This window comes from Chryseobacterium sp. MMS23-Vi53 (assembly GCF_047651245.1).
In the GTDB taxonomy this organism is placed as follows: Bacteria; Bacteroidota; Bacteroidia; order Flavobacteriales; family Weeksellaceae; genus Chryseobacterium.
Genome location: NZ_CP180265.1, coordinates 3,033,408 through 3,048,436 on the forward strand (window position 1 = coordinate 3,033,408; position 15,029 = coordinate 3,048,436).

15 protein-coding genes and 3 tRNA genes are annotated in these 15,029 nt (G+C 34.3%); 7 read left to right on the top strand and 11 right to left on the bottom strand.

Annotated elements, in window-relative coordinates; translation table 11 throughout:
- Positions 1-41: 41 nt before the first annotated feature.
- The 8 genes from ACKX2A_RS13480 to ACKX2A_RS13515 form a co-directional block, all read right to left on the bottom strand.
- Positions 42-1,238, bottom strand: coding sequence for an MFS transporter (locus ACKX2A_RS13480; RefSeq protein ID WP_415325293.1), 1,197 nt, complete (start codon positions 1,236-1,238; stop codon positions 42-44).
- 56 nt (positions 1,239-1,294) lie between these two features.
- On the bottom strand, positions 1,295-1,948 hold the full coding sequence (locus ACKX2A_RS13485) for a FadR/GntR family transcriptional regulator (protein ID WP_415325294.1): 654 nt from the start codon (positions 1,946-1,948) through the stop codon (positions 1,295-1,297).
- A gap of 228 nt (positions 1,949-2,176) precedes the next feature.
- A tRNA-Glu gene (locus tag ACKX2A_RS13490) sits at positions 2,177-2,248 on the bottom strand.
- Positions 2,249-2,344: 96 nt separating this feature from the next.
- A tRNA-Glu gene (locus ACKX2A_RS13495) sits at positions 2,345-2,416 on the bottom strand.
- An 11-nt stretch (positions 2,417-2,427) separates the two neighbouring features.
- A complete protein-coding gene (gene rpsT, locus ACKX2A_RS13500; RefSeq protein WP_415329473.1) occupies positions 2,428-2,682 on the bottom strand; it encodes a 30S ribosomal protein S20 in 255 nt (84 codons plus the stop codon).
- A 66-nt stretch (positions 2,683-2,748) separates the two neighbouring features.
- On the bottom strand, positions 2,749-3,069 hold the full coding sequence (locus ACKX2A_RS13505; protein WP_415325295.1) for a hypothetical protein: 321 nt from the start codon (positions 3,067-3,069) through the stop codon (positions 2,749-2,751).
- A gap of 11 nt (positions 3,070-3,080) precedes the next feature.
- A tRNA-Glu gene (locus ACKX2A_RS13510) sits at positions 3,081-3,155 on the bottom strand.
- Between the two features lie 56 nt (positions 3,156-3,211).
- Positions 3,212-4,498, bottom strand: coding sequence for an N-acetylmuramoyl-L-alanine amidase family protein (locus ACKX2A_RS13515; protein WP_415325296.1), 1,287 nt, complete (start codon positions 4,496-4,498; stop codon positions 3,212-3,214).
- A gap of 65 nt (positions 4,499-4,563) precedes the next feature.
- Here ACKX2A_RS13515 and ACKX2A_RS13520 point away from each other — a divergent pair, with 65 nt between their 5' ends.
- Genes ACKX2A_RS13520 through ACKX2A_RS13535 form a run of 4 tightly spaced genes read left to right on the top strand, consistent with a single transcriptional unit; the run spans position 4,564 to position 8,580 of the window.
- Positions 4,564-7,152, top strand: coding sequence for a putative LPS assembly protein LptD (locus ACKX2A_RS13520; protein WP_415325297.1), 2,589 nt, complete (start codon positions 4,564-4,566; stop codon positions 7,150-7,152).
- A gap of 56 nt (positions 7,153-7,208) precedes the next feature.
- Positions 7,209-7,589: a RidA family protein gene (locus tag ACKX2A_RS13525; RefSeq protein ID WP_415325298.1), complete on the top strand. Its 381-nt coding sequence runs from the start codon at positions 7,209-7,211 to the stop codon at positions 7,587-7,589.
- On the top strand, positions 7,589-8,041 hold the full coding sequence (locus ACKX2A_RS13530; protein WP_415325299.1) for a hypothetical protein: 453 nt from the start codon (positions 7,589-7,591) through the stop codon (positions 8,039-8,041). Before ACKX2A_RS13525 ends, ACKX2A_RS13530 begins: the two co-directional genes overlap by 1 nt.
- 59 nt (positions 8,042-8,100) lie before the next feature.
- On the top strand, positions 8,101-8,580 hold the full coding sequence (locus ACKX2A_RS13535) for a hypothetical protein (RefSeq protein ID WP_415325300.1): 480 nt from the start codon (positions 8,101-8,103) through the stop codon (positions 8,578-8,580).
- A gap of 77 nt (positions 8,581-8,657) precedes the next feature.
- Here the strand turns inward: ACKX2A_RS13535 and ACKX2A_RS13540 are convergent, their stop codons facing one another.
- Entirely contained in the window at positions 8,658-10,193 is a 1,536-nt protein-coding gene (locus ACKX2A_RS13540) for a trypsin-like peptidase domain-containing protein (protein WP_415325301.1), read from the bottom strand.
- Between the two features lie 636 nt (positions 10,194-10,829).
- On the opposite strand from ACKX2A_RS13540, the gene ACKX2A_RS13545 reads away from it, so the two are divergent.
- Both ACKX2A_RS13545 and ACKX2A_RS13550 read left to right on the top strand, forming a co-directional pair.
- Positions 10,830-12,197, top strand: coding sequence for a rhodanese-related sulfurtransferase (locus tag ACKX2A_RS13545; protein ID WP_415325302.1), 1,368 nt, complete (start codon positions 10,830-10,832; stop codon positions 12,195-12,197).
- A 45-nt stretch (positions 12,198-12,242) separates the two neighbouring features.
- Positions 12,243-12,791: a 5-formyltetrahydrofolate cyclo-ligase gene (locus tag ACKX2A_RS13550; protein WP_415325303.1), complete on the top strand. Its 549-nt coding sequence runs from the start codon at positions 12,243-12,245 to the stop codon at positions 12,789-12,791.
- On the opposite strand, the gene ACKX2A_RS13555 is transcribed toward ACKX2A_RS13550, so the two are convergent.
- Positions 12,737-13,321, bottom strand: coding sequence for a hypothetical protein (locus tag ACKX2A_RS13555; protein ID WP_415325304.1), 585 nt, complete (start codon positions 13,319-13,321; stop codon positions 12,737-12,739). The two genes, ACKX2A_RS13550 and ACKX2A_RS13555, sit on opposite strands and share 55 nt — an antisense overlap.
- Entirely contained in the window at positions 13,305-14,486 is a 1,182-nt protein-coding gene (locus tag ACKX2A_RS13560; RefSeq protein WP_415325305.1) for a hypothetical protein, read from the bottom strand. Before ACKX2A_RS13560 ends, ACKX2A_RS13555 begins: the two co-directional genes overlap by 17 nt.
- A gap of 183 nt (positions 14,487-14,669) precedes the next feature.
- Between ACKX2A_RS13560 and ACKX2A_RS13565 the strand changes: the two genes are divergently transcribed.
- Complete coding sequence (locus ACKX2A_RS13565) at positions 14,670-15,008, top strand: hypothetical protein (RefSeq protein ID WP_415325306.1); 339 nt, start codon at positions 14,670-14,672, stop codon at positions 15,006-15,008.
- Positions 15,009-15,029 lie beyond the last annotated feature (21 nt).

A 15,029-nucleotide genomic window follows, 5' to 3' on the forward strand; every position in this document is an offset into this window, starting at 1 on the left:
CCACCTTTTGCCTTTGGTGGAGGCTTTTATTTGTTTTAAATTTATTTTTTAAGATTTGGTAAAAATGCCGTAATGATTCCCATTAATGGTAAAAAAGCACAGATTTTAAAGACATATTCGATACTTGTATCATCTGCAACTGCGCCTAAAACGGCCGAACCTATTCCTCCCATTCCAAACATAAATCCGAAGAATAGCCCTGCAACCAAACCGATTTTATTGGGCAAAAGATCAGTTGCAAATACCAAAATGGCAGAGAATGCAGAAGCGATAATTAATCCAATGATAACCGCAAAAGCAATCGTCCAAAATAATGAAAGATAGGGTAGGAAAAGCGTAAATGGTGCCGCTCCCAAAATCGAAATCCAGATAATTTTCTTTCTTCCGTATTTATCGCCCAATTTCCCACCTAAAATTGTTCCGACAGCAACAGCAGCCAAAAACATGAAGAGATATAACTGAGAATCTTTTACCGAAATGTGAAATTTATCAATCAAAAAGAAGGTAAAATAATTTGTCATGGAAGCCAGATAAATATATTTCGAAAAGACCAACGCTAATAAAATCGTAATCGAGAAAATAACTTTTTTCTTTGAAAGATTAATATGAATAACATCACTCGGATGTTTGGCTGATTTTTTTAAACTTAATCTTTCTGCATACCAATTTCCGATTCTCCATAGAACAATAATTCCGATAAAAGCCGCGATGGCAAATAACCCAACATAACCTTGTCCTAAAGGCAGAATAATTAAAGCAACCAGCAAAGGTCCAATCGCACTTCCCGAATTTCCACCAACCTGAAATATCGATTGTGCCAAACCTTTTTGCCCGCCCGATGCCAATTGTGCAACTCTCGATGCTTCCGGATGAAATACCGACGATCCCATTCCGATCAATCCAACAGCAATTAAGATAACATAATATTGAGGTGCCGCTGCCAATAAAAGCAACCCAGCCATGGATAATCCCATTCCGATAGCTAATGATCTTGGATTGGGCTTTTTATCGGTATAAATTCCCACAAACGGCTGTAAAATTGAAGCCGTTAATTGAAAAACCAACGTAATAATTCCGATTTGCGCAAAAGATAAATTGAATTCACCCTTCATAATCGGGTAGAGTGAGGGAATTGTTGACTGGATGAGGTCATTCAAAAAATGTGAGAAACTGATCATGAATAAAATCGGATAAACAATTTTACTTGTGTCAATGGTTTTTATTGTACTATTTTCCATAATTATTTTTTTTAAATTCATCAGGTCATCTGATGAATTTTGTTAAATTTTAATTTTTAATAAACCCGATCAACGATTTGTTGAGCTATAAATGCAGCTTCTTTTGCATTTTTATTTTCGATAGCTAAATAGAGGCGATTATGAATATCCTGAGAAATAATAAATGATTCGGTATCATTATGTCTGCTTTCAAAAGATCTTAGAATATGAGAGCTTGCGATTTTAAAAATTTCCTTTAAAAGTGTATTACCACAAGCTTCCGCAATAGCGATATGGAAATTAATATCCGCCTGATAACATTCAAGATCTTTATTTTCTTCTGCAAATTTGTTTCTTTGATCGAGATACATTTTAATGTTTTTCAACTGCTCCTCACTCCTGTTAATAGCTGCTTTTGCTGCGATCTTAGCGTCCAGTAAAGATCGTACCTCCTGCACATCTTCAATCTGAGCTTTATCCATTTGTGATTCCAGAGATTCCTGAATGGTATTTGAAACTACAAACGTTCCCACACCTTGCTGAACATCCAAAACTCCCTTAATCGAAAGAATTTTTATCGCTTCACGAATACTTGAGCGACCAACACCAAAAAGTTTCATCAACTCAGGTTCGGTGGGTAATTTTTCACCAACAGCAAATTCATTATTGACGATTCCTTCCGCCAATCTTTCTGCTACTTCCTGTGCTAATGTTTTTCTTTGGATCTGCATATTTATTAATACATCATATCATCTGATGAATTACAAAGTTAAGAATTAAACTTTTAATTTTAATAAATATTTGAGTTAATTTTAATTATAAAGATTTTAGTAAACAAAAATTAATTGAGTTCAGCCCTATTAAAAGGATTTTAGAGGAATTTTAATTACATCTCTATTGACTTAATTCACTATTAAGAGAAATAAAAAAAGAGATTCAAAAAATGAATCTCTTTTATGTAGCCCGTAGGGGAATCGAACCCCTCTTACCAGAATGAAAATCTGAGGTCCTAACCGATAGACGAACGGGCCATCTACCAAACTGTAAAATAAATTACAGGGTTAGTATTTTGTTTTTATAAGTTTCAACTCTTATCCTAAACACTCGGTTAGTAGTGATTAAGTTTGTAGCCCGTAGGGGAATCGAACCCCTCTTACCAGAATGAAAATCTGAGGTCCTAACCGATAGACGAACGGGCCAACTATACTTATTAAGCTAGTTTGTTAACGTGCTTAGTTAATTTGCTTTTTAAGTTAGCTGCTTTGTTTTTGTGGATAATATTTTTCTTAGCTAATTTATCCAACAAAGAGATAACTTTTGGCAATTGTTCTGCAGCAGCAGCTTTATTCTCTTCATTTCTTAACACCTTCAAAGCTGTTCTAGCAGTCTTGTGGTAATATCTGTTACGAAGTCTTCTTACTTCGTTTTGTCTGATTCTTTTTAATGCTGATTTATGATTTGCCATATCGTTCAAATGTGGTTGCAAAAGTATAAACTTTTTTTTATCTACCAAATTTATTTTTAGAAATTTTTAATTTTCTTCTGATAAATATTTTCTTAGTTTATCGATCGCTTGTTCTATTTTAAAATTCTCGTCTTCTCTTTCTATTTTCCTGATTGTGCTCGAAAGCATAATCATAGCGTTGTTCCATTCTCCAGTGGTATTGGTGAAGGTAAGTCCGTCAATCGTTACTGCAAAAGCGACACTTTCTCCCGTCCTGTAAAGTCTGAAACTTATTTTATCATCCCTGCCTGTAATCCCGTCTTCATTGATTTTTAAATCGTAACTTTTTGGGTTAGAGTGGATTTTCTTAAAAAGCAAATTTGCCTCTTGTATTTTTAAATCCGGCATGATATCAAATTTGGTAGCCTATAGGAGAATCGAACTCCTGTTGCAAGGATGAAAACCTTGAGTCCTGACCACTAGACGAATAGGCCAAATTTTGAGGTTGCAAAAGTAATAAATTACTTTTTAACTTCAAAATTATTTTACATTATTTTTGAACTTTTTGAATCACGGTATTTTTAATTCCCTTAGCTTCAATGTCTTTCTGTAACTTCACGGCATCCTCCAAAGTATACACTTTTCCGTAGGTATAGTAGAAAACTCCACTTTCTTTGTTTCTTTCAACATCTTTCAGGGTTTGCATGATAAATGAATTTCCATTCAATTTGTCACCAACATACACCTCGATGGTGTAATATCCTGCGCTTAATTTTTGATTCGGCATAAACCCTACCGCATATGCATTTCGGAATCCTGCGTCTTTGGCGGTTTTAATATTAATATCTCTTACCGAAGCCAGATTTGATACTCCGTAATAATATTTGTATTGTCCATTTTCTTTAATAGGAAGAATGTAATTCAATCCTTTTAAAGCAGGATCTCCATCATTATATTTTGTTGGAGAACTTAATAATAAAATTCTGAAATCATTTTTCAAAGCAACTTCTGCCAGTTTATCCGGTTCAGGTTTTTTTGTTATGACAGGACCTCCGGATTTTCTATCCACTGCTTTTTTATAATCAATAATTGCTTGATAAATACTTTCTGAAATTTCGTCCTGACCTTTTTCTGATGCCAAATAATGACTTTCTTCCGGATGATTAATGAATCCTGTTTCAATAAGTACAGAAGGCATCGCATTCATACGAAGAACGTGTAGGTTTTTCTGGAAAACACCTCTTGAAGATCTTTTGTCTTTATTTACAAAGTTATCCTCAACCAATCCTCCTAAAAGAAGACTGGATTCGAGATATTTACTTTGCTGAAGTTTTAATGCTATTAAGGATTCCGGAGAACTGGCGTCGTAAGAACCAAACGTCTGTTTATCTTTTTCATCCAAGAAAATTACATCATTTTCTCTTTTTGCAACCTCTAAGTTGGTGTCGTTCTGATCGGGGCCTTGTACGTAAGTTTCTGTTCCATAGGCTGTCGGTCTTACCGAAGAATTACAGTGGATCGATACAAAAAGATCTGCTTTGCTTCTGTTGGCAAGGTTTGTTCTATCTGAAAGCGAAGGATATTCATCGATCTTTCTTGTGTAAATTACTTTGAAATCTTTATTTTTTTCAAGCATTGCACCGACTTTCAGCGTAATAGCGAGAGTAACGTCTTTTTCTGCGACTCTTCCGATGTCTGCATAATTTCTGTTTGCTCCATGATCACTTCCCCCATGTCCTGCATCTAAAACGATGGTAAATTTCTTTTGCGAAAAAATAAATGTGTTAAGGAGTAGGAAGAGAAATGATAAAATTATTTTAAAATTTACTTTGTGCATCTTACAGTTTTAAAAATTATATTAATTTTGAGCCTTAATTGTATACATATAAATATAACAAAAAATTGGTCAAAACCGTCTTCAAAAATATATTACAAATTTTAATTATCCTAATTTTTAACAATTTTTTAGCACAACAAACTCCTGAAAAATTGCCTAAAAATGCGGTTAATGATACTATTTCCAAAAAGGATACCATTGTCGTAAAAAAAGAGTCGTTAGAAGATGTTCTTCAGACAAAAGCCGACAATATACGTAGAGATTTTCCGAAAAAAATGGTTTATCTGAACAAAAATGCTCAGGTGAAATACCAAGATATGCAGATTGATGCAGATTATATCTCTATCGACGAACAAAAAAGTGTTATGTACGCTCGCGGAAAACAAGATTCTTTAGGAAAGATCATTGAACCTGTAATTACAACTCAGGCAGGGAAAAAATATGAGACCAGCCAGTTTCAATATAATACAAAAACGAAACAGGCAATTGCTTATGATGCTCGTACTGAGGAAAGTGAAGGGGTAATTAATGCCAAAAAAACAAAGAAGTACAATGATTCGGTATTTGCCATGAGGCAGGCAGATTATACGACCGATGATTATTTTATAAAGAAAAAAGACACAGCGGCAGATTATTTTTTAAGGGCTAATTATCTTAAATTAATTAAAACTAAAAATAAATCTTCCATTGTTTCCGGACCAATCTGGATGTATATCGAAAATGTTCCGACACCTTTGGTAATGCCGTTTGCGATTTTACCTTTTTCGAGTAAAAGAGCTGCCGGTATTTTAATTCCTAGTTTCGGGGAAAGGCAGGATGTTGGTTTCTTTCTGAATGGTTTAGGTTATTATCAGCCGATTGGGGAACATTTTGATCTTAAAATTCTTACCGATATTTACACAAAAGGAAGCTGGAACTTCCGACCGGAAATGAATTATGTAAAGAAATACCGTTACAATGGTAATTTTTCGGCAGATTTCGGAACCATGGTGCGTGGAATCAAAGGGCTAGATGATTACGGAAAAACAAGTACATACAGAATTGCTTGGAGACATACACAGGATACCAAAGCAAATCCTTTCCTTACTTTTTCGGCTTCGGTGGATATTGTAAGCACAAAATTTTATAACAATACGCTGAATAACAATTATATCTTAAACCAAAACGTATTAAATACACAGCAAAACTCGACGGTAACGATCACCAAGAGATTTTTGAAGTTACCAGCAACGATTACGGGGACGGCTTCTTATTCTCAGAACTTTGCGACAGGTTTGTCGGATCTTCGTTTGCCACAGATGAATATTGCGATCAATCAGTTTTATTTATTTAAATCTAAAACAGGGGTAAGAACTGGTTTGTTGGAAAACTTAACGGTAAATACAGGAATCAACTTAACGAATTACGTTCAAACCGATGAAGGCGAGCTTTTCAAAAAGGAGATGTGGGATAAAATGCAGACCGGTTTGAAAAACAATATTGCTTTGGGAACAAATACCACGGTTGCAAAATATTTCACTTTCAGTTTAGGAGCTAATATTGATAATGCTTTAACAACAAAAACGGTAGAGAAGTTTTACGACCCGATACAAAACAAAGTTGTTACAGAAACCAATAAAGGAATTTCAGGCTATTCTACTTTTTCTACAACAGCAAGTATTCAGACTACTTTATATGGTATGATGAAATTTAAAAAAGGTTCTGCCATTGAAGCAATCAGACATATGATGACGCCAAGTATCGGCTTTACTTATTCTCCTGATTTTGGGGGTTCTGGATACGGATATTATAAAAATTATTATGATGCAAACGGAGCTTTAACACCCTATTCAATTTTTGAAGGAGGAATTATAGGAGCACCGTCTAGCGGATTGGTAGGAGCTTTAGGTTTCAACATCGGGAACAACATCGAGATGAAAGTGAAATCTAAAAGTGATTCTACTGGTGTAAAAAAAGTAAAACTTTTTGAATCTTTAAACCTTTCCGGAAGCTATAACTTTGCGGCTAAAGATCACCCTTTCTCGATTTTAACGATCAACGGGCAATCCTCTTTCTTTAATAATAAGTTAAGCGTAAATACAAGCTTGTCATTGGATCCATATAAAATCATTTATCTTCCAGGACAGGAGGTTGGAATCAGAACAGAGGATTTTGGACATTTCAGTGTACAAGGTTTCAATGTTCAGATGTCTTATCCTTTGAGCAGTGAGATTTTCGGAGAGAAAACAGATTACGCTAAAAAATACAAATCGAAAGGAGAGGTGAGAAATGAAAATTATTATTTTGATGATGATAATTACGCTCATTTCGATCAGCCATGGACATTGAATATTAACGCTAATTATGCTTACACAAAAAGTTCGGCTTCAAGAACTCCGACAAGATTGGCTTCTGTTGGTTTGGATGGAAGTATTAAATTAACACCTTATTGGAACATCAACGGAAGTACACATTATGACATGGTGACAAAGGAACTGGCGTATACAAGAATCGGTTTTGCGAGAGATCAGCGAAGTTTTACGATCAATTTCAACTGGGTTCCGTTTGGTCAGTACAAAGTATATGACTTCTTTATCGGTATCAAAGCCAACATCTTAAGCGATGCTCTGAAATACAAAGACAGAAGTTTTACGCAGCCAAATGCACCTTTTTAATATTTGATTATAGAAATAGAATATAAATTTTATATTTGCACCCAAAATAAATTCTAATGAAAAAAATCATCAACACTGTAAATGCTCCTGCAGCTATCGGACCTTATTCACAAGCAAATCTTGCAAATGGTGTTTTATACATCTCTGGTCAGATCCCTGTAGATCCTGCAACGGGTAAATTGGTAGAAGGAATCGAGAAGGAAACACATCAGGTAATGAAAAATCTTGAGGCTATCCTTACCGAGGCAGGAATGACGTTTAAAAATGTTGTAAAAGCATCAATCTTCCTTAAAAGCATGGACGATTTTGCTGTAATGAATGATATTTATGCTTCTTATTTAGATGCAGACAGCTATCCGGCTCGTGAGACTGTACAGGTTTCTTGCCTGCCAAAAAATGTTGATATCGAAATTTCAATGATCGCACATCAGGATTAATGAACTTTTTAAGAAATACATTTGCGGTTATCATAGGTCTCGCAATTGCCGGGCTTATCATTACTCTTGGAATAAGGGCGTTTCCGCAGTGGGTTACTTTCGACGCTTTTGCTCCGTTTGAGCATTGGCAAAGATTTCTTCAAAGCATGCAGAATGATGGTGCTTTCTTCGGCTTCCTTTTGTTTATTTCCGGATTGGGAACTACCGTTGGAGGTGTTGCAACGGCAATCATTGTAAAGTATGCCAAAGTGGCTTATGCTATTCTTATCGGCTTCATAATGCTTTTTATAGCCATGCTGGATGTGATAATCTTTCCTTACCATCCTACATTCTATAAAGTCTCAATTTTCCTTACATTCTTCCCGTTTTCGTGGATTGGGGGTAAAATTGTAGCCGTCATTTATGAACGAAAAAAGAAAAGAAGAATCGCTGAAAAAATGAATAAATCATAATAAAATAGGACGCTGCAATTTGCAGCGTTTTTTTATATTTAATTATAAATTCCAAAAGTTTGAAAATTATATTAGAAGAAAAGCAAAAATTTAATCAATTACTGATATGGTTACCGTTAATAGGATTACTGATATTTGTAGTTTTTAATTATTTCAAAAATTCTTTAACATCTAATTTGATTCCTGTATTGATCGTTGGAATTCTAATATTATTTTTCCTGTCGATTACTTTAAAGTATTCAATTTTTGAACAAGAAATTGTTATCTCATATTTTCCTTTTTTCAAGAAGAAGATTTTTAAAAAAGATGAAATATCGGAAATAAGTATTGTTACATACAATCCTCTTTTAGATTTTGGTGGTTGGGGAGTAAGATACGGGAAAAGCGGAACTACGGCTTATAATATTAAAGGAAAAACCGGTATTTTTGTCGCGTTAAAAAATGGCAAAAGATATTTAATAGGAACTCAGATAAGTAAAGATATTTTACGAGAAAAATTAAAACTTTTTTTCGATGAAATAGAAGAAAGGAAATTTTAAATTAAGCTAAAAAAAGACGCCACAAAATAAATTTGTAGCGTCTTTCTTTGATATGAAGTATATGCTTATTTCTTCAATTAAGGCATTTTAAATCCTCTTGTATAGATCTGTCCGTAAGCATCCACAAATTTCACCGATACATTTCCGGAATATTTATCAAGAATTTTCTCAACATCTTTCTGTGAATTTACAGGCTTACCATTGATCTCGATTACGATGTAGTTGTCTACAATTCCGATTTTGGCGATTTCGCTTCCTTCGGTTACGTTTTTAGCAACAACACCGCTGTTCAATCCATAATCGGTTTTGAATCTGTCGCTTAATGGGTCAAATTCAGCTCCTATTTTTTCGGTTACCGAAAGATCTGCCTTTGTTCTGGTAGAAGTTCCACCTTTTTGATCCTTCAAAGTAACTGTGGTCACAGCTTCTTTACCATTTCTGGAATACGTTACCTGAACTTTATCACCCGGACGTTTGCTTCCTATCGCCATTGAAAGATCTGCGAAGTCTGTAATTGCAATATTATCAATTTTGGTAATGACATCTCCTGTTTTCAATCCTGCGTCTTCAGCACCACTGTTATCTCCGAATCCTGTTACCAATATCCCGGAACCGGATTTATAATTTGTCTTTTTCTGTTTGTTGTAAGCTGCCACCATTTGGTCGTCTGATAAATCCAATGATGTTACACCCAAGAAACCTCTTTGTACAATACCGAATTTCTTGATATCTTCAACAATCTTTCTGGCTAAGTTTGCAGGAACCGCAAACCCGTATCCCTGATAATACCCTGTTGTAGACTGAATCGCAGAGTTGATCCCGATAAGATCTCCGTTTGTATTTACCAGCGCACCTCCTGAGTTCCCGGGATTAATTGCCGCATCCGTCTGAATGAAACTTTCAATCGGGTTTGCTGCTTTTCCTTGTGAACTTAAAATTCCTATTCCTCTTCCTTTTGCAGAAACAATACCTGCTGTTACGGTAGAGTTTAGTCCTAGTGGATTTCCTACGGCAAGTACCCATTGTCCGACTTCAATATTATCAGAATTGGCAAAATTAAGATAAGGCAATCCTTTTTCTTCAATTTTTAATAATGAAATATCTGTATTCGGATCCGTTCCTACTAATGTTGCTATATAAGATTTTTTATTGCTTAAAACGACTTCAAGCTTGTTAGCTCCTGCTACAACGTGATTATTTGAAATAATATATCCGTCAGGCGAAATAATTACTCCGGAACCCATTCCTGAAGGCATATTTTCCGGTGCCTGCTGTTGCTGCTGTTTTTGTCTCTGTTGCCCGCCTCTTCCTCCGAAAGGATCTCCGAAAAAGAAATCGAATAAGTCCTGATCCGAAGCTCTGTTGGTTGTTCTTGACTGGTAATTTTTGATGGTAACTACAGCCGGAACGGTTGTTTTAGCTGCTTTCACGAAATCATCTCCTACCGCAGCAGAATTCATTCCTGCAAACGAGACGTTTGATGCCTTCGTAAAGTATGATTGGTCTCCGTTATTAGAATCATGACCGAAATATTGAATGGTTCCAACGGTAGTAGCTCCTGAAATAACGCCTACTACTGCAAATGGTAATAGTTTTTTTAAAGTACTCTTCATTGTATATCTTTCTTAATTATTTATGTTATTTATCTTTTCGCTTTTACTGTAAACAAATTTAATGCTAAATAGGTATGCAATTGGTATTAAATGTTTCAGTTTTAACTAAAATTTAACTACAATAACATTATTTTACAGATTAAGTGGTAATTATTTGTCACAATTAACTAATCTTAAAATTTTATTAATGTCAAAGTGTCATATGTATGATGAAGTGAAGATGACAAAAGTTAAATTTCAATTTAGTCAAATTATTACATTTTCAGATTCCATTCGATTTACAAACAGCTTATTTTCCCGGCAGGATCTAAGCGTAGTATGAGAAATATTATGTAAAAATTCATGCCTAGATTCCTGCGGAATGATAAACTTGACGATTATTTCTAATTTTTAAAAGGATGACTGCCTCCCTAGCCACGATTGAGCGGCATGTTTGAGCTCTTTTCTGGTTTTTGGTTCGGCGGCGAAGCCGCCGAACCAAAAACCAGAAAAAGCGAGTAGCGAAAGCGGGAAATAGCTTCAAATAAAAATTACAGTTTTTTTGATTGCTGAAATTGCTATTACGCTAATCAAAATCAATTTAATTTTAAAATTCTTACCTTTGCAAAAATTTTTCTCACTTAAAACGTTTATAGCATGCAACTGTACAACACCTTAAGCGCAGAAGAAAGAGCTCAACTTATTGATGAAGCTGGTAAGGAACGCCTTACGTTGTCTTTCTATGCGTATGCCAAAATTGAAGATCCCAAAAAATTTCGCGACGACTTATTTATTGCCTGGAATGCACTTGATGCTTTAGGTCGTATTTATGTTGCTCATGAAGGAATTAATGCTCAGATGAGTGTTCCGGCGGACAATTTTGAGGCTTTCCGAAATACGCTGGAAGAGTACGATTTTATGAAGGGAATCCGCCTGAATGTAGCGGTGGAGCAGGATAATTATTCTTTTTTAAAATTAACGATAAAAGTAAGACATAAAATCGTTGCCGATGGATTGAATGATGAAACTTTTGACGTTACCAACAAAGGAATTCACCTGAAAGCTCAGGAATTTAATGATATGCTTGATGATCCGAACACAATTGTTGTGGACTTTAGAAATCATTATGAAAGCGAAGTAGGTCATTTTGAGGGCGCGATAACTCCGGATGTGGAAAATTTCAGAGAAAGTTTACCCATCATCAACGATCAATTACAGGATTTTAAAGAAGATAAAAACTTATTGATGTACTGTACAGGTGGGATCCGTTGTGAAAAGGCGAGTGCTTACTTTAAACATCAAGGTTTTAAAAATGTTTTCCAATTGGAGGGAGGAATTATTGAATATACCCGTCAGATAAAAGAAGAAGGCATAAAGAGTAAATTCATCGGTAAAAATTTTGTATTCGACCACCGTTTGGGAGAAAGGATTACGGATGATATTATTTCGCAATGTCATCAGTGTGGAAAACCTTGTGATAATCATACGAATTGTGCGAATGATGCTTGTCATTTATTATTTATCCAATGTGATGAGTGTAAAGCAATAATGGAAAATACATGTTCTACAGAATGCCATGAAACGATTCATTTGCCTTGGGAAGAGCAGGTTGCAAAAAGAAAAGGTCTTCAGGTTGGAAATAAAGTCTTCAGAAAAGGAAAATCTGATGCCTTGAAATTTAAAAATTCAGGAGATCTTTCAACTCAGACTTTAGCAAAAGCGACACAAGCGGAAACGAAAGATATTCGCCAAAAAATAAAAATTAAGAAAACGTTGATCGGAAAAGCAGAGCATTATTATTCTAAATCCAAAATTGCTCAGTTTTTAATTGAAAATAATGAATTGTCAGTTGGAGATAAAGTTTTGATTTCAGGACCTACAACGGGAGAGCAGGAAGTTACAATTAATCAGATTTTTGTAAACGGAGATTTCAGTGAAACAGCTAAAGTAGGGGATCAAATTACTTTTGAATTGCCTTTCAGGGTTCGTTTGTCAGACAAATTATACAAAATTCTAGAAGCTTAAAAACATATCATTAAGATGTTAAAAGCTGAACTTAGAAAAAAATATATGCAAAAAAGAAAAGCCTTGTCAGTTGATGAGGCTTTCTTGTTATCTGAAAAGATTTTTGAGAATTTTATTAATTATTTTAAACCTAAAGTAGGAGAGAAGATGCATATTTTCATTCCGATTTTGGAAAGAAAAGAAATTAATACACAGATTTTCATTGATTATTTTTTAGATCAAAATATTCGTGTTTTTGTTCCTAAAGTTAATGATGATCAATTAATTAACATTGAGATTTTCAAGGACACAGTTTTCGAAACCAGCAATTGGGGAATTCCTGAGCCAATTTCTAATGAAAATTTGGGTGAAATCGATTTCGATTATATCATAACTCCACTTTTATATTGTGATGATAAAGGAAATAGAGTAGGTTACGGTAAAGGCTTTTATGATGTTTTTTTTGAGGATATTTCCACTAAGACGAAAAAAATCGGAGTTAATTATTTTAACCCCGATGAAAATATCGATGATGTCTGGGAAAATGATATTCCACTAGACTATTTGGTAACAGCAACCGACGTGCTGTCTTTCTTCACTAATGGTTTTGAGTAAAAATCTAAAAAGAAAAATTTAAACTCTTTATTTGTATTTGGCGTAGAAACTAAGATATATTGAGCATTTTTCTCAAAATTACCCAAAGATTTATTCTTATTGTCAAAATATTCTACAGTGAATTTCGCAAAATCCAAAGTATCCTTTTTATAGAAATCTTTATATACTTCGAGATTATTCACCTTTACACTTTTTACTTTCAGACTGTCCAACTCTTTGAATAATCGTTTGAAAGTCAGGCTGTCTGGCTTGTGAAAATAACTTTGCATCTGGGAGTAGATGACGGTATCGATCTCCGTATTTCTATTTCCAGAAAGATAAAGTGTAGATAAATCAAGCAATTCCTGAACTTTTTGTTTTGTAATCAGGTTAATTACCTGCGCACTGTCCATTTGAGTTGCAGGATAACTCTTTGTATTATTGCTGTTTCTCAGCTTGTCTAGGTCGCTTACTTCTGTTTTTTTATCATTACAGGAAATAAATGCAAGAAGCAACATTGCAAATAGTAAAAAATTATTTATTCTTTTCATCTGTGGTTGCAATTTTAAATTTAATGGAGATAATTTTTCCTTTCGCATCCTTTTTCATTTCGATTACACTTAAATTTTTTAAGGATGTGGTTGGTGTTGTAACCAGTGTAATATATTTTTGTTTATCAAGTCTTTCGATTCCGTAAGTATTATTATCATAAACCTGATAAATAACCGCACTATTACTGATTAAATTCTCTAGCTGATTTCTTTTTTGTTTAATTAAAGCCAATTGCTCTTCTTTTGGAGCTCCCGTTACATCTTTTATGGAGAAATAATAAGCTGCCATCTTATAATCATCCGGTTTTAGCTCGATCATTTCTTCTTCCGGAGCATTTTCAAGACTTCTGTTTACTTCCAGATACTCGTAAAATGGTGCGCTGATTTGCATTTTTAGGATTTTGTCCTTAGTAGAATAGTAGAAACATTCTCCCGGCTTTATTTTGTAAAGAATTGGGGATTCGTTTTCTTTAATCACTTTTATTTCTAAAGTATTGATTACTCCAACACCTCGATCTGCATCTGTGAAACAGTATTTATAAGTTTTTGAAAAAATTACATCTTTAAAACCAAGAAGTCCGGTAAGAACAACTAAAATTGAAGTAATTATTGCCCAAGCATTCTTTTTTAAGAAATTTTTATCTTGTTTTTGAGCTTCAAACTCTGTATTTTTTGAATTTTCCGAATTTGGTTTAATTATTTGATTTTCAGTAATCGATTTTTGTAAATCAGTATCTTCCTGAGTCTTAAATTCAATTTTTGGAGGTGTAATTTCTGTTTTTGGAAGATTAAGGGATGCGGAGACGGTCTTTTCTAATTCTTTGATATCTTTTTCTTCCATATCTTCATCATCCGTCAATAATTCTCCTGCAAAAAGATGCTGCTTTTTGAATTCATACCATGAGTCATAACCCGCATAAATACTCAACAAATTGAGCATATCTATTCTTGGTATTTTGGTGACTGGTGAGTTTTTAAAATAGGTGTAAAAAGATTTCTCGCTAATGTTTCCTTTAGCTTTTTTTCGAAGATCTTCCTGGAAATATATAATATCTATACCCTTCCATTTTGAAATATCATCAAAGGAAGGAGTGTATTCTTTCAAATATTGAGCCTGTACATCCCTTTTTAGCTGCTCAAAATGTAATAGATCTAAATCTGTCAAACTATTTTTAAATAATTAATTTATTGATTTTCAGTAATGTTTATTTGTAAAACTATTTTACAAAGGTATTACAATTATTTTTCCTAAACAAATTTTCTATCTGCTATACCTTTGTCTTGTTCAAATAACAGAACAGAAAAAGATTTTATAAAACAATATTAACAAAATTAAATTTAATTTATTATGAAAAAGTCATTATTCGTAGCTGCTATCGCTGCAATCTCTCTAGTTGCTTGTAAAAAAACTGAAGCTACTGCTACTGAAGGAACTGATTCAGCTGCTGCTGCTACTGCTGATTCTGCTGCTGTTGTAGTTGATTCTGCTGCTAAAGTTGTTGATTCTGCTGCTACTACTGCTGTAGATGCTACTAAAGATGCTGCTGCTGCTACTACTGCTGCTGGAGCTGATGCTGCTAAAGGTGCTGCTGAAGGAGCTGCTGACGCTGCTAAAGGAGCTGCTGATGCTGCTAAAGGTGCTGCTGATGCTGCTAAAGATGCAACTAAAGAAGCTGCTAAGAAATAATTTTAGCTTAAGCTTTAAAAA